This window comes from Campylobacter ureolyticus ACS-301-V-Sch3b (assembly GCF_000413435.1).
Classification (GTDB): Bacteria; Campylobacterota; Campylobacteria; order Campylobacterales; family Campylobacteraceae; genus Campylobacter_B; species Campylobacter_B ureolyticus_A.
The window spans coordinates 260,459-278,369 of record NZ_KE340326.1; the positions used below are offsets into that span (position 1 = coordinate 260,459).

The window sequence follows — 17,911 nt, forward strand, 5'->3', positions numbered from 1 at the left end:
TAGATTAAGCCGATATTAACATCGGCTTAATCTTAATAGTACTTTGTTAGATAATTTGTATCAAATTTATTATTTGCAAAATCAGCACTTTCCATCATATTCAAATGGAAATTTCTAGTTGTTTTAATACCTTGAATAATAAGTTCATCCAAAGCAACTCTCATCTTAGCAATTGCTTTTTGCCTAGTGTCTGCATGAACTATAAGTTTTCCTATCATACTATCATAAAATGGGGGAACACTATATCCTTCATAAATATGACTATCAAACCTAACATTTCTACCATTTGGAGCTATAAATTTAGTTATTTTTCCAGGATTTGGCGCAAAACTTTTTGGATCTTCAGCTGCTATTCTGCACTCTATTGAATGTCCTCTAAATTCTATCTCATCTTGACTAGGAAGTTTTTCACCTTGAGCTATTCTTATCATCCACTCAACCATATCAAGACCACTTACCATTTCACTTACGCAGTGTTCAACCTGAAGTCTTGTATTCATCTCTATAAAATAAAACTCTTTTGAATCTTGATCGTATAAAAACTCAAAAGTTCCAGCACCATAATAACCTATGGCTTTAGTTGCTGCGATTGCAGTTTCATGGAGTTTTTCTCTTGTTTTTTCATCTAAAATTGTAGCAGGAGTTTCTTCGATTAATTTTTGATGGCGGCGTTGCATAGAACAATCTCTTTCGCCGACATGAATTACATTTCCGTGCTCATCACCTAAAATTTGAACTTCAACATGGCGAGGATTTGTAATATACTTTTCAATATACATTGAACCATTTCCAAAAGCACTTAATGCCTCACTTTCAGCTGCCCAAAAGTTTTTTTCTAAATCTTCACCTTTTGTAACAAGTCTCATTCCTCTTCCGCCACCACCAGCTGCTGCTTTTAAGATAACTGGATAACCCATTTCATTTGCTAATTTTCTAGCCTCTTCAACGTCTTTTAAAACGCCATCACTTCCAGGAATTACAGGAACTCCTGCTCTTTTCATAAAGCTTTTTGCCTTTGATTTATCACTCATGAGTGCCATGGCTGATAAATTTGGTCCTATAAATTTAATGCCTTCTTTCTCGCAAATTTCAACAAAGGTTTGATTTTCACTCAAAAAACCATACCCTGGGAAAATAGCATCTGATTCGCTAATTTGAGCTGCTGTCATAATCGCAGGTATATTTAAATAGCTATCACTACTTCTAGCAGGCCCAATACAAATACTTGCATCAGCATATTTTACATAAAGCGCATCTTTATCCGCGGTTGAATAAACAACAACAGCTTCTTTTCCCATTTCTTGTATGGTTCTTAAAGCTCTTAATGCTATCTCACCGCGATTTGCAATAAGAATTCTTTTAATCTCCATTATAATTTCTCCACCTCAATAATTGCCATACCAAACTCAACTGGCTGGCCATCGGCAACTAATATGTTTGAAATTCTACAGTCAAACTCAGCCTCTATTTCATTCATTATTTTCATGGCTTCGATTATGCCAACAACATCACCTTTTCTAACAGTTTGTCCAACTTTTACAAAAGGTGCTTCACCAGGACTTGGCGCAATATAAAAAGTTCCTACCATTGGCGAGTTTATAGTATCTTTTGAGGATTGTTGTTTATTTTGTTCACTATTTACAACAACATTTATTGGTGGTTGCGGTGCTGGTGTTGGGCATACTTCAGGTGTAGCATCATTTGACTCACAAGTTTTTCTAAGCTCTATTTCAAAATCGCCCTCTTTTAATCTCATACGACCAATTCCTGTACTTTCAAAGTACTTCATAAGTTCTTTAATTTCTTCTGTTTTCATAATTTTACTCCAAATTTAAATTTAATGGTAATTTCTATTTTATCTAATTTTAGTGAAATTTAATATTAAATTTAGATAAACAATATTTTTAAGATTTAAATTTAGTATTTTTATAAAAATTAAATTTTGCTATAATTAGTTTTTAAATTTGATATTTAAGGGTAGAAATGGGACTTAAAAGCGATAAATGGATAAAAGAAAAAAGCTTAAAAGATGAGATGATAAATCCATTTTGTGAAGAAAATGTTGGACTTGGTGTAATAAGCTATGGACTTTCTAGCTATGGATATGACATAAGAGTTGCAAATGAGTTTAAGATTTTTACAAATATCGGTGGAACAGTTGTTGATCCAAAAAATTTTGATGAAAAAAATGTGGTTGATTTCGTAGGCGATATCTGCATAGTTCCGCCAAATTCATTTGCGTTAGCTAGAACAGTTGAGTATTTTAAAATGCCTGAAAATGTTTTAGCAATATGTCTTGGAAAAAGCACTTACGCAAGGTGTGGAATAATAGTAAATGTTACTCCATTTGAGCCTGGATTTGAAGGATATATAACAATTGAAATATCAAACACAACTCCACTTCCTGCTAAAATTTATGCAAATGAGGGAATTGCTCAGGTATTATTTTTAGAAGGCGATGAGCCATGCGCTGTAAGTTATGCTGATAAAAAAGGAAAATATCAAAACCAAAAAGGAATAACTCTTCCAAGAATTTTAAAATAGATTAAAAAATTTTGAAAATATTTTAAATTTAAAAACTAGTGAGATGGTTTGTAAAATCTGACTTTTTTAAAATAAAATTAATCTTTTTTGCATATACTAATGGAAAAATTAAAAATTTAGGGTTTGAATATGAAAAATTTAGTTATCGTTGAGTCTCCTGCAAAAGCAAAGACTATAAAAAAATTTTTAGGAAAAGACTATGATGTTATCGCATCAGTTGGGCATATACGAGATCTTCCAAAAACAACTTTTGGGATAAAAATAGATGGAAATAAATTTGAACCCGAGTATAGAATAAGTAGTGATCACTCAAAAGTCGTTAAAGAGATAAAAGAAAAAGCAAAAAAAGCAGAAAAAATTTACCTTGCAACTGATGAGGATAGAGAAGGTGAAGCTATTGCATATCATATAGCAATGGCAATTGGAAAAGATCCATTATCACTTCCAAGAATTGTTTTTCATGAAATTACAAAAGATGCTATTTTAAACGCTGTTAAAAATCCAAGAACTGTTGATATGGATAGTGTAAATGCTCAACAAGCTAGAAGGCTTTTAGATAGAATCGTAGGATATAGACTAAGCCCACTTTTAAATCAAAAAATTCAAAAAGGACTAAGTGCTGGTAGAGTTCAAAGTGCTTCTTTAAAATTAGTTGTTGATAAAGAAAGGGAGATAAAAGCCTTTAAACCAGTTGAATATCACAGTATCGATGCTATTTTTAAAGATGATTTAGAAAGTGAGTTTGTTGAGTTTAACGGCAAAAAAATGGATAAATTAAGCGTTAAAAATGAAAAAGAGGCTAAAAATATAGTTGAAATTTGTAAAAACGAAACGTATAAAATAAGAAAAATTGAAAGTCGTCAGCGAAAAACAAATCCACAGCCTCCATTTATGACCTCAACTTTGCAACAAACCGCAAGTTCAAATTTAAGCTTTAGTCCAAGAAAAACTATGATGATAGCTCAAAGTCTTTATGAAGGAGTTAATACTCCAAATGGCGGAGCAATAACATATATGAGAACTGATAGTTTAAATTTATCAAAAGAAGCTGTTTTAAAAGCAAGAGATTTAATAAAAAAAGATTTTGGGGATAAATACTTACCAAAAAAGGCAAACATTTACACCACTAAAACAAAAGGAGCTCAAGAAGCTCATGAGGCTATTCGCCCAACTGATTTAAGTTTTACACCACAAATGGCAAATCAAACTCTTCCAAAAGATGAAGCAAAGCTTTATGAACTTATTTATAACCGTTTTTTAGCCTCTCAAATGACACCAAGTCTTAGCGAGATACAAAATGTTTTTGTAGCTGGTAAAAAAACTGAGTTTAAAATAAGTGGTAGAAAAGTGTTATTTGATGGATTTTATAAAGTTTATGGAGCAAGCGATAAAGATAAAATTTTACCAAATTTAAAAGTTGGTGATGAGATGTTTTTACAAAAAATTTCATCAAAACAAAACTTTACCGAACCTCCTGCAAGATATAGTGAAGCAAGTTTAATTAAAAAACTTGAAAGCCTAGGTATTGGCAGACCTTCAACTTACGCCCCAACTATTTCACTTTTAACATCTAGAAAGTATGTAGAAGTTCAAAAAAGGCAACTAATTCCAACTGAAATAGCATTTAAAGTAATAGAAGTTTTAGAAGAGAATTTTGAAAGTATTGTTGATAGCAAATTTACCTCACAAATGGAGGAAAAACTTGACAATGTAGCAGATGAAAAAAGTGATTGGCAAGAAATTTTAGCAGATTTTTACTACCCATTTATGCAAAAAATAGAAGATGGTAAAAAAAATATAAAAAGTCAAAAAATAGCTATTCCAATAGATGAAAAATGCCCTGATTGTGGTGGTGAGCTTGTAAAAAGAAGTGGAAGATTTGGTGAGTTTATAGCGTGTTCAAATTTTCCAAAATGTAAATATAGTAGAAATTTAAGCACTGATAAAAAAGAGAAAAAAGAGCCCGTTAAAATAGGTGTAAAATGTCCAAAATGTGGTGGAGAAATCGTAGAAAGATTTTCAAAAAGAGGTAAATTTTATGGATGTCTTAACTACCCAAAATGCAGATTTATAAGCAACTACGAGCTTACAAATGAAGCATGCCCAAATTGTGACAATAAACATTTAATTAAAAAAGAGCTTAAAAGTGGAACATTTTTAGAATGTACTGAGTGCAAATATAAAAGAAAAATTGATGCTTAAACTAAAAAATTTTTAAATTTTAGGATAAATATGCAAGTAGTTTTAATACTTTTAGCACTTTCTTTTGTGATATTTGCCTCACCTTATATATCGGCTTTAATCAAAGTTCCAATTTCAGCAACTGAGATAATTTTAGGGATTTTGCTTGGAACTTTGGGATTTTTACCACAAAATGAATTATTTAAAGATGTGGCTGATATAGGATTTTACTACCTTATGTTTTTAGCTGGAACAGAAGTTGATCTTAAAATTTTTATAAATGCAAAAAAAGGTGTTCTTAAAAATTCCAGCCTATTTTTAGGACTTTTGTATATTTTTTCTATAATTGCAGTTTATACTTTTGGATTAAGTGAGCTATTTATAGTAATAATTCCAGTAATGAGTGTGGGAATTCTCTCAACACTATATAAAGAGTATGGTAAAAATGAAAATTGGCTAAATTTAGCAATGCTTGTTGGAGTTATAGGAGAGGTTTTAAGTATAGCACTTTTAACACTTTTAAACGCTTATACAAAATATGGCCTTGATATAAAATTATTTGTAAATTTAGGTGCTTTGGCTGGATTTTTAATAGTAACCACACTTATTTTTAGATGGCTAGATGTTCTTTTTTGGTGGTATCCAAATCTTAAAAAAATTATAATGCCACAATTTGATAAGAATGAAAAAGATATAAGATTTTCTATTGCTATGCTTTGTTTAGTTATCGCAGTTGTAGTTATTTTGGATATAAAAATCATAATTGGAGCTTTTATAGCAGGAACTTTTATACCGACATTTTTTAGCCACAAAAAAGATCTTCCTGAAAAACTCTCATCTTTTGGATATGGCTTTTTAGTCCCAATATTTTTTGCCTATATTGGCTCAACTGTAAATTTAAACGCACTTTTAATTCCAGGAGTTGTAAAAAATGTAGTATTTTTAACTATTTTAATGATTGTAGTTAGGCTTTTAAGCTCTGTTGTAATGGTAAAAAATCTAGGACTAAAACAAAGCATTTTATTTGGAATTTCTTTATCAATTCCTCTAACCTTACTCATTGCAACTGCAACAATCGGACATGAAACAAACTATATAAGCGATGAAATTTACTACGCTTTAGTTTTAACAAGCATATTTGAAGCAATAGTTGGAATAACTGTAATAAAAATTATAAAAAATATTTATTTAAATAAAAAATGATTTTTTAATGAGAATTTAGGTATCATTTACGAAGATTAAATTTAAGGAGTAAGGATGTCAAATACCGTAACACTAACTGACAATAGAAATGGCAAAAGCTATGAATTTAATGTCCTTGATGGCACACTTGGTCCATCTGTTATAGACATTTCAGATTTGTATAAAAAAACAGGGTTTTTTACATTTGATAAAGGCTATACTTCAACTGCAATGTGCAGCTCAGAAATAACATTTATAGATGGAGAAAAAGGCATTTTAAAACACCGTGGATACGATATTGCATGGCTTGCTGAAAACAAACTTTTTTTAGATGTAATTCATCTTCTTTTGCATAAAAAACTTCCTAATGAAGATGAACTTAATGCTTTTAGAAAAAAACTAAAAACAAAATCTTTTATAAATGAAAGAATGATAGCTTTATTTGATGCATTTCCTGACAAAGCCCATCCTATGGCAGTTTTACAAGCCTGTATAGCAACACTTAGCACATATTATAAAAGAGATATGAACTATGATGATCCAGATGAATATATGGAATTAGCTGAAAGACTTGTAGCTAAAATGCCAACATTAGCAGCATTTTATCACCGTCACGCAATGGGATATCCACTTATCTATCCAGATCTAGATCGTGGTTTTACAGAAAATTTCCTTTATATGATGAGAGCTTTTCCGCACTCTCACGTTGATATAAAACCAATCGAAGTAAAAGCTTTAGATACAGTTTTAATGCTTCATGCAGATCATGAGCAAAATGCCTCAACTACGACAGTTAGAACAGTTGCTTCAACTCACTCTCATCCATATTCTTGTATAAGTGCGGGCATTGGGGCTTTGTGGGGACATGCTCATGGAGGAGCAAATGAAAGTGTTATAAGACAGCTTGAAGCCATTGGAAGTGTTGATAATGCAGATAAATATATAAAAAGAGCTAAAGATAAAAATGATCCATTTAGATTGATGGGCTTTGGTCATAGAGTTTATAAAAGCTATGATCCAAGGGCCAAGGTTTTAAAAGGTTTAAGAGATAAACTCATGGATGAGCTTGACATCGACTCAAATTTAATTAAAATTGCCAATAGAATAGAAAAAATTGCACTTGAAGATGAGTATTTTGTAAGTAGAAATTTATATCCAAATGTTGATTTTAACTCAGGCCTTATCTTAAGAGCATTAAAAATTCCAACCGATATGTTTGCAGTTATGTTTGTCATCGGTAGAGCACCTGGCTGGATGGCTCAATGGATGGAATTAAAAGAACAAACAAGTAAAATTGTTCGTCCAAGACAGCTATATTTAGGTGAAACAGATGCCTTAAAAACTCATCATGAAAATTTACAAAAAACAAAGATTGAGTATTCTGGAAAGCAATAATTTTGAATAAATTTATAAATTTAACGCAATTAAAAGCTAGGAAAAAGTATGAATGAGCTTTTAAACCTAGCTAAAATTGCTGCATTAAATGCTGGAGAAGAGATATTAAAGCACTATAACGACTACAAAGTTGTTAAAAAACCCGACAACTCTCCGCTAACTTCGGCTGATCTTGCTGCAAATGAAGCTATTTTTAAAATTTTAGGAAAAACTGGTATTGAAATTTGTTCTGAAGAGAACATTTTAGAGGCTGATAAAATGGGCGAAAATGACACTTTTTGGCTAGTTGATCCACTAGATGGAACACGCGATTTTATCGCAAAAAATGGTGAGTTTTGTGTCTGTATCGCACTTATTAAAAACTCTCGTCCAATTTTGTCTGTAATTTTTATACCAACCAAAAATGAGCTATTTTATAGCGCTGGAGAAAATAAAGTCTTTATAAATGATGAACTTATAAAACCAAATTTAGACTGCAAAACTCCAAATTTACTCCTACTTGGAAGAAGCGGAATGGGAAAAAGACGCATAGCTTTGGCAAAAAGCTTTAATCTTAGCTTTAAAAGAGTTGGCTCAGCAATTAAGTTTTGCCAAATTGCAAAAAGCCAGGCCATGCTTTATCCACGCTTTGGCGATAGCTATCTTTGGGATGTTGCGGCGGGGGATTTTTTGGTTGTGCAAAGTGGTGGAGAGATAATTGACCTAAAAACTAAAAAAAGACCCCTTTACAATGGCAAAAAGCTTCTAAACTCGCCATTTGTTGCCATTGATAAAAATAGCATTCATTTAAAAGAGCAAACTTTAAATAAAATTGATGAGATTTTAAAAATTTAATGCGAGCTTTTAACAGCTAGTGAAATTTAAAAACTATTGCGACTACAAAACTTCTTACTTTTATTTGACATCGTTTTTATATCCTAAATCTGTAAGTTTTTTCATAGAGTTTTCATCGCCCAGATACTCAAATGTCATATATAGGTAGTTTAAGTTTTTGGGATTAAGCCCTTTTTTGACTACTTTTTTAGTTAAATTTAACCAAAAAGTGCGGTGCGTTTTATATTTTTGTAAGTTTAATAAATTTAAAAGCTCCTTTTGGTGTGTAGTTTTGATATTTAAGGCTATATTTTTATCTCGAAAAATCTTCGTAAAACAAAACCAAATATCCATTCCAAGGCGATCATTTATAAGACAATTTTTATCAAGCAAATAGTCAAAAACTTTAAATTTCTCCTCTCCTAAAGCCAAATTTAAAAGCCCAGTATCCTCATATAAAAAAACTGTATTTTTATCCAACCCCTCATCAAAAAACTCATTTAAAATAGCGATAGTTTCATCTTCGCCTATATTTTTATCTGTCAAAACAGCCGGCACATAAACATTAAATTTAAAAGCCCTTTCATCAGCGCAAAAAAGCATATCTTCCATCAAGATACTATTTGTGGTTTTGTGGTTTTTTATAAAAGGGCTAATGCCTTTGCTATCGTTTTGAAAACTTAGTGTTTTATCACTTCCTAAAATCTCTAAAACTTTGTTTTCATCAACATTTTCAATGGCGTTATTTAAATCATCTACGCTAAATTTTTGCTGACTTTGTTTAAACTCAAATTTGGAACAATTAACATCTTTAAAATACAAACTTTTAATTTCATCGTAAGTAAAAGCGTTTAAATTTAGAGCCAAAAAAATTAAAAACACTATCTTTTTCAAAGTATCACAACCTCAGTTTCTAAATTTATGCCAAATTTTTCAAAAACTCGTTTTTTAGCTAAATTTATCAAAGACAAAGCCTCATCAAAAGTCCCGCCACCATAATTAATGAGAAAATTTGCATGCTCTTGGCTAAACCCGCAGTTTCTGATTTTATAACCTTTTAAACCACATTCATCAATTAATTTACCAGCGCTTAATCCAACGGGGTTTTTAAAACAACTTCCAAAACTATTTCCACGCGGTTGATTTGCTCTTTTTTTTGAAATTTTAATGCTTAAGCTCTCATCAAAGCCTTTTAAAATTCTAAATTTAGCACTTTTTATCACGCCTTTTATCTTGCTTTTTCGGTAAGAAAATTCTAATTCATCTTTTTTAAACTCGCCAAAATTTGTTAAGACACTTATTAAATTATTAGAAATTTCATACCCTAAAAGCCCCGCATTCATGGTTATTAATCCACCTAATGTTCCAGGAATTCCTTTTAAAAACTCAAAATTTGCTAAATTATTTTTTTTTGCAAAATTATAAATTTTAGCACTTTTTGTCAAGCCGCCAATTTCTAAAATTTCACCATCAAATTTTATATAATCAAATTCGCTACTTAAAATACCTAGTTTTGGTGGATTTGGCGAGATTAAAATGTTATTTGCACCACCAATTATAACTCCGTTAAACTCACCAAAATCCCCACTTAAAACTTCTACTTTAAAAACTCCACCTATTTTAATAGAACTAAATTTACTAAAGTTAATTTCTTTAACTAACAAAATCTAAAATCTTTATATTCAGTTGGTATTAGCGAAGCAAATGCATCAATTTTTTCTTTATAAAATCCGTACTTATAGCCTATCTCAAATAGTTTATTTACAGCTTTTAACTGAATTTCACTCATTGAAACTGAAGTATCGTTTGCATATAAATTTAAGTATTTATCTAGTTTTTTATCATCAACTCTAACTAAATTTCTCTCAATTAGCATTTTGCTTAAAAGAGTTTTATGCTTTGTGGCAATTTCAACTGCTTTTGTTAAAACTCTTTGACACTCTATGGCATCTGTTAAAGGCAAACTTCTTCTAAGTGCCATTCCACCAAGTGGCAAAGGTAAATTTTCATCACCTCTTAGCTCTTGCCAAATATCCCAAACCTCTCTTTCAACTTCTAAATTTTCATTAAATTCTAAAATACTTTCATGTATCAAAACTCCAGCATCAACTTCACCATTTAAAACCGCATTTTCAATCTCTAAAAAGTTTTTATAAACAGGTCTGGCATCTGGATAAGCTATCCTAAAAAGCAAAGCATTTGTAGTATGCTCACCACTTAGTGCAACTTTAAAATTCTTTTTAAGTTTTGACCCTTTTTTCTTTATGAGTTTTGGACCATATCCCTCACCAAAACTAACTGCTGTTTTTAAAAGTGCATAGTCATTTGCAATCAATGGATAAACACTAAAACTTATCGCACAAACATCATATTCGCCATTTAATGAGGCTTTATTTAAAGTTTCTATATCATCGGCCTTGTTTTTAAAACTTAAAATTTCACTATCAACCCAACCAAATTTAATAGCCATATACATAAAAATATCATCTGCATCTGGAGAGTGTGCCACAGATATGTTTTTTAACATAAAAAATCCTTTATTAGTTTTAAACTAGTATAATATATTTTTACTTACCTTAAAGTAAAATTTCATTATAATACGTAAATTTAATAAAAAGGCAAATAAATGGATGAAAAAAAGAAAAAAGCACTTGATTTAGCCCTGAAGCAAATCGATAAATCATTTGGCAAAGGCACACTTCTAAGGCTTGGAGATAAAGAAGTTGAGCCAATTGATAGTATCTCAACAGGATCTCTTGGGCTTGATATAGCTCTTGGAATTGGTGGTGTTCCAAAAGGTAGAATTATCGAAATTTATGGACCAGAAAGTAGCGGTAAAACAACCCTTACGCTCCACATTGTAGCTGAGTGCCAAAAACAAGGTGGAGTTTGTGCATTTGTCGATGCAGAACACGCTCTTGATGTAAAATATGCTGCAAATTTAGGCGTAGATACTGAAAATTTATATGTTTCACAGCCTGATTTTGGCGAGCAAGCCCTAGATATAGTTGAAACACTAGCAAGAAGTGGTGCTGTTGATTTGATAATTGTCGATAGTGTTGCAGCACTTACTCCAAAGACTGAAATTGAAGGAGATATGGGTGATACTCATGTTGGACTTCAAGCAAGACTTATGTCTCAAGCTCTTAGAAAACTTGCCGGAATTGTGCATAAAATGGGCACAACTGTTGTATTTATAAATCAAATCAGAATGAAAATAGGAATGATAGGCTATGGCTCACCAGAAACTACAACCGGTGGAAACGCACTTAAATTCTACTCATCTGTAAGACTTGATGTAAGAAGAATAGCAACTTTAAAACAAAATGATCAAAGCATAGGAAACAGAGTAAAAGTAAAAGTTGCAAAAAATAAAGTAGCTCCACCATTTAAACAAGCTGAGTTTGACATAATGTTTGGCGAGGGAATTAGCAAAACTGGTGAAATAATTGATTATGGTGTAAAGCTTGATATCATTGATAAAAGTGGTGCTTGGTTTAGCTATAAAGCCGATAAACTCGGTCAAGGAAGAGAAAACGCAAGAAATTTCTTACTACAAAATCCAGAAATTTCAAAAGAGATAGAAAATCAAATTTTAGAACATTTGGGAGAACAAGGAATTCTATCAAGTGGCGATGATGACGAAATACAGGAGCAAAATGATGATTAGTATAAGTGATGTTTACGCAAACGAAGTTTTAGATAGCAGGGGAAATCCAACTGTTAAAGTAACTGTTTACCTAAGTGATGGAACAAAAGCCGATGCAATCGTGCCAAGTGGTGCAAGTACTGGAAAAAAAGAAGCACTTGAACTAAGAGATGGCGATAAAAAAAGATTTGGCGGCAAAGGTGTTTTAAAAGCGTGTGAAAATGTTATAACTACAATTGCTGATGGCATTATAGGACTTGATCCTTTTGATCAAGGGTTTTTAGACTCAGTTTTACTTGAACTAGATGCTACAAAAAATTACTCAAAACTAGGAGCAAATGCAACTTTAGGTGTATCTATGGCTGTAGCAAAAGCAGCGGCAAAAAGCCTGGATTTACCACTTTATAGATACTTAGGCGGTGTAAATGCTAGTGTTTTGCCAACTCCAATGTTTAATATCATAAATGGTGGAGCTCATGCAAATAATAGCGTTGATTTTCAAGAGTTTATGATAATGCCTTTTGGATTTGAAACTTTTAATGATGCTCTAAGAGCTGCTGCTGAAATTTATCAAAATTTAAAAAACTTACTTAACGAGCTTGGTCATAGTACAGCAGTTGGTGATGAGGGAGGATTTGCTCCAAATTTAAAAGACAATGAAGAGCCTATTAAATTAATACTAAAAGCTATCAAAAAATCAGGTTATGAGCCTGGAAAAGAGATAAAAATAGCTCTTGATGTTGCTTCAAGCGAACTTTTTAAAGATGGTTTTTACCACTTAGAAAATAAAAAATTTACCTCAGATGAACTAATAAGCAAATATGAAGATTTATGCCAAAAATATCCGATTTACTCTATAGAAGATGCTCTTGATGAAGATGACTGGGAAGGTTGGAAAAAACTTACTAAAAAACTTGGAGATAAAGTTCAACTTGTTGGAGATGATCTATTTGTAACAAATGAAGAAATCTTAAGAAAAGGTATAGAAGATGGTGTTGCAAATGCAATATTAATAAAACCAAATCAAATTGGCACTTTAACCCAAACCCTAAAAGCTATAAGATTAGCCCATAGAAATGGTTATAAGACCATTATAAGCCATAGAAGTGGTGAAAGCGAGGATAGCTTTATAGCCGATCTTGCAGTAGCTGTAAATGCAGGTCAGATAAAAACAGGTGCAACAGCAAGAAGCGAAAGAAATGCTAAATATAACCGCTTGCTTGATATCGAAGAGATAACAGATGAATATCTAGGAGATAAAATTTAAAATTTTATGAAATTTTATAAAATTAAACTTATTGGCAAGATATTTGTAGCCGTTATTTTAGTGATAGGGCTTGGTATTTTTATAGGAGATGGACTATTTGGTAACCGTTCTTATATAGTTTTAAAAAATCTCCAAAGCCAAAAAGCTTTTCTTTATAAAGACATTATAAGACTTGAAGAAGAAAACGCAAAACTTCAAAAAATCTATTTAGAAAGGGCTTCTTTAAGCCCTGATTATAATTTATAGGGGTTTTATGAAAACTATTTTAATAATAGCAGGAAGTGATAGTGGTGGTGGAGCGGGCATTCAAGCAGACATTAAAACGGCTGAATATTTTAAAGTTTTTAGCACAACAGCCATCACAGCAGTTACTGCTCAAAATAGCCTTGGCGTAGAAGCTGTTTTTGATCTACCTACTGATTTTATACAAAAACAACTTGATGCTATTACAAAAGATTTTAAAATAAATGCCGTTAAAATAGGAATGCTCTCAAATAAAGATGTAATTGATCTAACCTATGAGTTTATAAAAGATCTTAAAATTCCTATTATTTTAGATCCTGTTTTTATCTCAAAAGCCGGTTCAACGTTAATGAGTGATGAAAATATAAGCTATTTAAAAAATATTTTTGAATTTGCTACGATAATAACACCAAATTTATATGAAGCAAAAAAGCTTTTTAAAACAAAACCAAATGGTGATTTTGAAGTTATCGCACCTTGCGACACCGTTATCACAAATATAAAAAATGGTAATTTAAGCATTGATAAGCTTTATTATAAAAATGGTTTAATTAAAGAGTTTAAAACTAAATTTATAGATAGTACAAACTTACATGGAACAGGGTGTTCGTTCTCAACTGCAATTGCTGCAAATTTAGCTCTTGGAAAAAATATAGAAGAGGCAATTTTATTGGCTAAAAACTACATTTATAATGCTATAAAATTTGCTCCAAAATTAGGAAATGGAAAAGGTCCAATAAGACATAATCTAAATGGATTTATGTCTTAAAATTTTAAAGTCTTACTACTAAATTTAATAAATTTATATTACTTCTATATGTAAATTTTGCATAACCTTAAAAACCATCTCTTGCATTTTTAAATTTGGCGATGAGGTAGCTTTTTTATCAACTAAAATTTTACTTTTTGGACTTGCAGCTTTTGCAATAATTGCATTTGATATCACGCAAATATCACTTACAAGACCACAAATTTCAATACTCTCATAAATAAAAGGTTTATTTTCTATAAAATGCAAAAGTTCTTTTGAGGCAAAAGTTTCTTTCTCAATACAGGGGTAGTTTTTAGAAATTTCTTTTATTTCTCCATAAATTTCATGCCCAGAAGTGCCTTTTACACAGTGTTTTATAGGAAGATGCTCGCCTTCAATTGTATTTAAATAATCATCCTCATGAGTATCTAAAGTAAAAATAATATCATCATTTTTATACTCATTTATTTTTTCCAATATAACTTTTTCTAGTTCTTTAGCTTTTTCAAAACCCAAACTTCCACAAACAAAATCATTTTGAAAATCAACAACAACCAAAAGTCTTTTCATTTTTATTCCTTTTTTCAAAAATTTATATAAATTTACCAAAATTTTATAAACACTTCTTACAAAACATCTTGTTTTTCAAAAGTCTTACTTATATTTAAATTAAATGCTTTTGAGCTTATCGTTACTTCATCGCCTATTTTAAGCCCAAGATCACTTGCCAATGCAACTTCTGTAATTTGCTGACCAACTGAAACAGTGGCTATAAAAATCGTATCAATTTTTTCTAGATTTAACAAAGTGCCTGAAAATGCAAATTTTTGACTTCCACTTGTTTTTAGTAAAATTTCTTTTGGAGTGCCCTTTTTAACAATTTTTCCATTTTTTAAAACAAACATATAATTTGCAAGTTTATAAATTTCATTTGGATCATGGCTTACTAAAATCGTAGTTGTTTTAAACAAATCTTGAATTTTTGAAATTTCATCTTGAAGTCTAGCTCTAAGATGTGGATCAAGTGCTGAAAGTGGCTCATCAAGAAGCAAAAGCTTAGGCTTTCTCATCATTGCCCTACCAAGCGCAACGCGTTGCTTTTGTCCCCCACTTAAATTTGTAGGATATCTATCTTTTAAACTCATAAGACCTAGCATATCTAAAAGCTTATTGCAATGATTTATATCTTTTTCTACAAACAAAAAATTATCTTTTACACTTAAATTTTCAAATAAGGCATAATCTTGAAAAACAAAACCGATTCTTCTTTTTTGTGGACTTAAAAATATCTTTTCATCTTGCCAAATTTCATCATCAACTTTTATAAAACCATTTGCTTTTTCAAGTCCAGCAAGACATCTTAAAATAGTTGTTTTGCCACTCCCACTTTCTCCGCTTAAAGATATAAAACTTCCACTTTTAAAGCTAATTTTTACATTAAGCTCCATATTTTCATTAACACCAAAAAGCTCTTTTTTTAAACTAAACTCTATCATTTTTTAGCCTTTTGATTAAACAAATATACACTTAAAAGCACCACAAAACTCATAACTAACATTATAAAACTATAAATATGAGCCGATTTAAAATCTAAAATTTCACTAAACTCATATATGGCTATACTAGCTACTTTAGTCTCTCCACTTACTCCGCCCCCAACCATCAAAACTATACCAAACTCTCCAATTGTGTGAGCAAAAGTAACAACTAACGCTGTTAAAAGAGATGGTTTTATGTTTGGCAAAGCTACTTTAAAAAGTGTTGTAAATTTACTTTTTCCACTCAAATATGAAGCTTCAATAACATTCTTATTTAAACTTTCAAAGCCACTTAGAAGTGGTTGAAACATAAAAGGAAGTGAATAAATACAACTTGCAAAAACAAGTCCCCAAAAAGTAAAAACTAACTGAATTCCAAAATGTTCATATAAAAAGCCACCTATGAAGGAATTTTTTGAAAATGCAAAGAGGATGTAAAAACCCATAACCGTAGGTGGCAAAACTAGTGGCAACGCACAAATACTTTGAATAAGTGGTTTAAATTTACTTTTACTTTGACTTAAATTCCAAGCAAAAGGAAGAACCACGAAAAAAAGCACTATGGTTGTGATGAAAGCTAATTTTAAAGAAACTATAAAAGGAGTAAAATCTAACCCTTGCATAATTTTATCCTTAAATTTAAACTTTTAAATTTCATTAGCTCACACCACAAACATATCTGTTGCTTTTATTAAAAAAGTAGCCTCATCGCCACTTTTTAAATTCAGTCTTTTGGCTGAGTTTGTAGTTATTAAACTTATTATCTCAACATTGCTACTTTTATAAATGCCACAAATTTTAGTTAAAATTTCACCCATTTCAACCAAATTTATAATTACTTTTATTTGATTTGAATAGCTTAAAGTATCACATTTGCCAACCAAAACTGCAACAACGCTTTCTTTAAAGCCTATCTCAATCTCATCACCTATATCAAAATCAGCGCTTAACATTACAAGACTAAGATTTCCTATACAAGAATCTAAAAAGAGATGGGATAAGTCCCCACACTCTTTTATATTAGTAACTTTTGCTTTTATTTTATTCATTTTTATTCATAGCCAAACTCGGCAAATATAGCTTTTGCTCTATCGCTTTGAATAAACTCAAAAAACTCTTTTGCCAACTTATCGTTTTCATGTCCTTTTAATAAAATCATACCTTGATCAAGTGGTGCATAAAGTGCTCTATCAACTTCTACAAAATTTTCATCTTTTTTATACTTATCTTTTCCAACCAAGCCTGATTTTGGGATAAAACCTATATCAGCTGCACCTGAAATAACATGTGGCATAACACCTGATATGCTTTGTGCATAGACAAGTTTTTTCTCTATATCATTGTAAATTCCAGCATTTTCAAATGCTTCTTTTGCTGCAATTCCATAAGGTGCGGTTTTTGTATTGCCAACTGAGATTTTTTCTATACTTTTATCTTTTAAAAGATTCATAACGTCGCTTAAATCTCTTTTTTTATCACTAAATGCAACTAAAACACCTCTTGTGTAAGGAACCACTTGGCCACTTGCACTAAAACCTTTTTCGTTTAAGTCATTTGCAAATTTCATATTTGCCGCCATAAAAATAGCATAGTCTGCACCTGCTTGAATTTTTGCACTAAGCTGGCCGCTACTTCCAAGATCTGCTACAACATTATCGCTTTTTCTATCTTTTAAAAACTCTATTTTTAGTTCCTCAAAAACATAGCCGATATTTGCCGCAGCAGCTATTTTAATCTCAGCTGCACTTAAAATACAAACACTAAAAGCTAACGCTAAAAATTTTTTCACCTCTATCCTTTTTTATTAGATATTAAAATTTTTGTAAAATTTACAAACAAACTAGTTATATTTTACTCCACGCCAACCATAACTTCGCTTGATTTTATGATAGCACTTGCCTCATCACCTACTTTTAAATCAAGTTTTTTAACTGAGTTTAAAGTAATAATTCCTGTTATTATCTCACCATCGCCCAAATCAAGGCAAACCTCTGCATTAACTTCACCTTTTTTAATTGAAACAATTTTTCCTTTTAATACATTTCTAGCACTGATTTTAAGCTCACCCAAACCAAACATTATCGAACTTGATTTAATGATGGCAAAAACTTCATCGCCTAATTTTAGATTTAGATTTGAAACTGAATTTTTTGTGATGATAGATGTTATCTTTGTGCCATTTGATAGCTTTAAAACAACTTCTTCATTAACAGCTCCAGGAGTTAAACTTTCAACTTTGCATTTAAGTATATTTCTAGCACTAATTTTCATCTTAAATTCCTTTTTAAACTTAAAATTTATTTAAGTTAGTTTAGCCAAAATCATCTTAACTTTAAATTAAAAATTGA

General features: G+C 31.0%; 20 protein-coding genes. 9 read left to right on the plus strand and 11 right to left on the minus strand.

Annotated elements, in window-relative coordinates; translation table 11 throughout:
* Positions 1–32: 32 nt before the first annotated feature.
* Both HMPREF9309_RS01260 and accB read right to left on the minus strand, forming a co-directional pair.
* Positions 33–1,370: an acetyl-CoA carboxylase biotin carboxylase subunit gene (locus tag HMPREF9309_RS01260; RefSeq protein ID WP_016646107.1), complete on the minus strand. Its 1,338-nt coding sequence runs from the start codon at positions 1,368–1,370 to the stop codon at positions 33–35.
* The gene (gene accB / locus HMPREF9309_RS01265; protein WP_016646108.1) at positions 1,370–1,816 is read right to left on the minus strand and encodes an acetyl-CoA carboxylase biotin carboxyl carrier protein; all 447 of its coding nucleotides are present in this window, start codon (positions 1,814–1,816) and stop codon (positions 1,370–1,372) included. The genes HMPREF9309_RS01260 and accB overlap by 1 nt, the downstream gene beginning before the upstream one ends.
* Positions 1,817–1,983: 167 nt before the next feature.
* Here accB and dcd point away from each other — a divergent pair, with 167 nt between their 5' ends.
* From dcd to HMPREF9309_RS01290, 5 genes are all read left to right on the plus strand, one after another.
* Positions 1,984–2,544 (plus strand): dCTP deaminase, encoded by a 561-nt coding sequence (dcd, locus tag HMPREF9309_RS01270; RefSeq protein ID WP_016646109.1) that lies wholly within the window; start codon positions 1,984–1,986, stop codon positions 2,542–2,544.
* Positions 2,545–2,673: 129 nt separating this feature from the next.
* Complete coding sequence (gene topA, locus HMPREF9309_RS01275) at positions 2,674–4,746, plus strand: type I DNA topoisomerase (RefSeq protein ID WP_016646110.1); 2,073 nt, start codon at positions 2,674–2,676, stop codon at positions 4,744–4,746.
* A gap of 30 nt (positions 4,747–4,776) precedes the next feature.
* Positions 4,777–5,928, plus strand: coding sequence for a cation:proton antiporter (locus tag HMPREF9309_RS01280; protein ID WP_016646111.1), 1,152 nt, complete (start codon positions 4,777–4,779; stop codon positions 5,926–5,928).
* Between the two features lie 54 nt (positions 5,929–5,982).
* Positions 5,983–7,302, plus strand: a complete 1,320-nt coding sequence (locus HMPREF9309_RS01285; RefSeq protein WP_016646112.1) for a citrate synthase — start codon at positions 5,983–5,985, stop codon at positions 7,300–7,302.
* A gap of 48 nt (positions 7,303–7,350) precedes the next feature.
* Positions 7,351–8,136: a 3'(2'),5'-bisphosphate nucleotidase CysQ family protein gene (locus HMPREF9309_RS01290; RefSeq protein ID WP_016646113.1), complete on the plus strand. Its 786-nt coding sequence runs from the start codon at positions 7,351–7,353 to the stop codon at positions 8,134–8,136.
* A gap of 60 nt (positions 8,137–8,196) precedes the next feature.
* Here the strand turns inward: HMPREF9309_RS01290 and HMPREF9309_RS01295 are convergent, their stop codons facing one another.
* Genes HMPREF9309_RS01295 through HMPREF9309_RS01305 form a run of 3 tightly spaced genes read right to left on the minus strand, consistent with a single transcriptional unit; the run spans position 8,197 to position 10,642 of the window.
* Positions 8,197–9,009 (minus strand): hypothetical protein, encoded by an 813-nt coding sequence (locus HMPREF9309_RS01295; RefSeq protein ID WP_016646114.1) that lies wholly within the window; start codon positions 9,007–9,009, stop codon positions 8,197–8,199.
* Positions 9,006–9,779 (minus strand): UDP-N-acetylmuramate dehydrogenase, encoded by a 774-nt coding sequence (locus tag HMPREF9309_RS01300; RefSeq protein ID WP_016646115.1) that lies wholly within the window; start codon positions 9,777–9,779, stop codon positions 9,006–9,008. The genes HMPREF9309_RS01295 and HMPREF9309_RS01300 overlap by 4 nt, the downstream gene beginning before the upstream one ends.
* Positions 9,773–10,642, minus strand: a complete 870-nt coding sequence (locus HMPREF9309_RS01305; RefSeq protein WP_016646116.1) for a menaquinone biosynthesis family protein — start codon at positions 10,640–10,642, stop codon at positions 9,773–9,775. Before HMPREF9309_RS01305 ends, HMPREF9309_RS01300 begins: the two co-directional genes overlap by 7 nt.
* Positions 10,643–10,741: 99 nt before the next feature.
* Here HMPREF9309_RS01305 and recA point away from each other — a divergent pair, with 99 nt between their 5' ends.
* The 4 genes from recA to thiD are packed head-to-tail and all read left to right on the plus strand — an operon-like array spanning position 10,742 to position 14,043.
* Entirely contained in the window at positions 10,742–11,785 is a 1,044-nt protein-coding gene (recA, locus tag HMPREF9309_RS01310) for a recombinase RecA (RefSeq protein WP_016646117.1), read from the plus strand.
* Positions 11,778–13,031: a phosphopyruvate hydratase gene (gene eno / locus HMPREF9309_RS01315; protein ID WP_016646118.1), complete on the plus strand. Its 1,254-nt coding sequence runs from the start codon at positions 11,778–11,780 to the stop codon at positions 13,029–13,031. Before recA ends, eno begins: the two co-directional genes overlap by 8 nt.
* A gap of 6 nt (positions 13,032–13,037) precedes the next feature.
* Positions 13,038–13,277 (plus strand): hypothetical protein, encoded by a 240-nt coding sequence (locus HMPREF9309_RS01320; protein ID WP_016646119.1) that lies wholly within the window; start codon positions 13,038–13,040, stop codon positions 13,275–13,277.
* A gap of 7 nt (positions 13,278–13,284) precedes the next feature.
* A complete protein-coding gene (gene thiD / locus HMPREF9309_RS01325; protein WP_016646120.1) occupies positions 13,285–14,043 on the plus strand; it encodes a bifunctional hydroxymethylpyrimidine kinase/phosphomethylpyrimidine kinase in 759 nt (252 codons plus the stop codon).
* A gap of 33 nt (positions 14,044–14,076) precedes the next feature.
* Here thiD and HMPREF9309_RS01330 read toward each other — a convergent pair whose 3' ends face one another.
* The 6 genes from HMPREF9309_RS01330 to HMPREF9309_RS01355 all read right to left on the minus strand — a co-directional run bounded on the left by HMPREF9309_RS01330 (position 14,077) and on the right by HMPREF9309_RS01355 (position 17,834).
* Positions 14,077–14,595: a cysteine hydrolase family protein gene (locus HMPREF9309_RS01330; protein WP_016646121.1), complete on the minus strand. Its 519-nt coding sequence runs from the start codon at positions 14,593–14,595 to the stop codon at positions 14,077–14,079.
* 56 nt (positions 14,596–14,651) lie between these two features.
* The gene (locus HMPREF9309_RS01335) at positions 14,652–15,521 is read right to left on the minus strand and encodes a sulfate/molybdate ABC transporter ATP-binding protein (protein ID WP_016646122.1); all 870 of its coding nucleotides are present in this window, start codon (positions 15,519–15,521) and stop codon (positions 14,652–14,654) included.
* Positions 15,518–16,186 carry a molybdate ABC transporter permease subunit gene (gene modB, locus HMPREF9309_RS01340; protein WP_016646123.1) on the minus strand — a complete coding sequence of 223 codons (669 nt, stop codon included), beginning with the start codon at positions 16,184–16,186 and terminating at the stop codon, positions 15,518–15,520. Before modB ends, HMPREF9309_RS01335 begins: the two co-directional genes overlap by 4 nt.
* Positions 16,187–16,225: 39 nt before the next feature.
* On the minus strand, positions 16,226–16,612 hold the full coding sequence (locus HMPREF9309_RS01345) for a TOBE domain-containing protein (RefSeq protein ID WP_016646124.1): 387 nt from the start codon (positions 16,610–16,612) through the stop codon (positions 16,226–16,228).
* 2 nt (positions 16,613–16,614) lie between these two features.
* Positions 16,615–17,352, minus strand: a complete 738-nt coding sequence (gene modA / locus HMPREF9309_RS01350) for a molybdate ABC transporter substrate-binding protein (protein WP_016646125.1) — start codon at positions 17,350–17,352, stop codon at positions 16,615–16,617.
* Positions 17,353–17,414: 62 nt separating this feature from the next.
* Positions 17,415–17,834, minus strand: coding sequence for a TOBE domain-containing protein (locus HMPREF9309_RS01355; RefSeq protein WP_016646126.1), 420 nt, complete (start codon positions 17,832–17,834; stop codon positions 17,415–17,417).
* Between the last annotated feature and the right edge of the window lie 77 nt (positions 17,835–17,911).

Bases quoted from the DNA above. Each gene is read 5' to 3' on its own strand.
- HMPREF9309_RS01260 (WP_016646107.1), bottom strand. From the start codon at position 1,370: ATGGAGATTAAAAGAATTCTTATTGCAAATCGCGGTGAGATAGCATTA.
- accB (WP_016646108.1), bottom strand. From the start codon at position 1,816: ATGAAAACAGAAGAAATTAAAGAACTTATGAAGTACTTTGAAAGTACA.
- dcd (WP_016646109.1), top strand. From the start codon at position 1,984: ATGGGACTTAAAAGCGATAAATGGATAAAAGAAAAAAGCTTAAAAGAT.
- topA (WP_016646110.1), top strand. From the start codon at position 2,674: ATGAAAAATTTAGTTATCGTTGAGTCTCCTGCAAAAGCAAAGACTATA.
- HMPREF9309_RS01280 (WP_016646111.1), top strand. From the start codon at position 4,777: ATGCAAGTAGTTTTAATACTTTTAGCACTTTCTTTTGTGATATTTGCC.
- HMPREF9309_RS01285 (WP_016646112.1), top strand. From the start codon at position 5,983: ATGTCAAATACCGTAACACTAACTGACAATAGAAATGGCAAAAGCTAT.
- HMPREF9309_RS01290 (WP_016646113.1), top strand. From the start codon at position 7,351: ATGAATGAGCTTTTAAACCTAGCTAAAATTGCTGCATTAAATGCTGGA.
- HMPREF9309_RS01305 (WP_016646116.1), bottom strand. From the start codon at position 10,642: ATGTTAAAAAACATATCTGTGGCACACTCTCCAGATGCAGATGATATT.
- recA (WP_016646117.1), top strand. From the start codon at position 10,742: ATGGATGAAAAAAAGAAAAAAGCACTTGATTTAGCCCTGAAGCAAATC.
- eno (WP_016646118.1), top strand. From the start codon at position 11,778: ATGATTAGTATAAGTGATGTTTACGCAAACGAAGTTTTAGATAGCAGG.
- HMPREF9309_RS01320 (WP_016646119.1), top strand. From the start codon at position 13,038: ATGAAATTTTATAAAATTAAACTTATTGGCAAGATATTTGTAGCCGTT.
- thiD (WP_016646120.1), top strand. From the start codon at position 13,285: ATGAAAACTATTTTAATAATAGCAGGAAGTGATAGTGGTGGTGGAGCG.
- HMPREF9309_RS01330 (WP_016646121.1), bottom strand. From the start codon at position 14,595: ATGAAAAGACTTTTGGTTGTTGTTGATTTTCAAAATGATTTTGTTTGT.
- HMPREF9309_RS01335 (WP_016646122.1), bottom strand. From the start codon at position 15,521: ATGATAGAGTTTAGTTTAAAAAAAGAGCTTTTTGGTGTTAATGAAAAT.
- modB (WP_016646123.1), bottom strand. From the start codon at position 16,186: ATGCAAGGGTTAGATTTTACTCCTTTTATAGTTTCTTTAAAATTAGCT.
- HMPREF9309_RS01345 (WP_016646124.1), bottom strand. From the start codon at position 16,612: ATGAATAAAATAAAAGCAAAAGTTACTAATATAAAAGAGTGTGGGGAC.
- HMPREF9309_RS01355 (WP_016646126.1), bottom strand. From the start codon at position 17,834: ATGAAAATTAGTGCTAGAAATATACTTAAATGCAAAGTTGAAAGTTTA.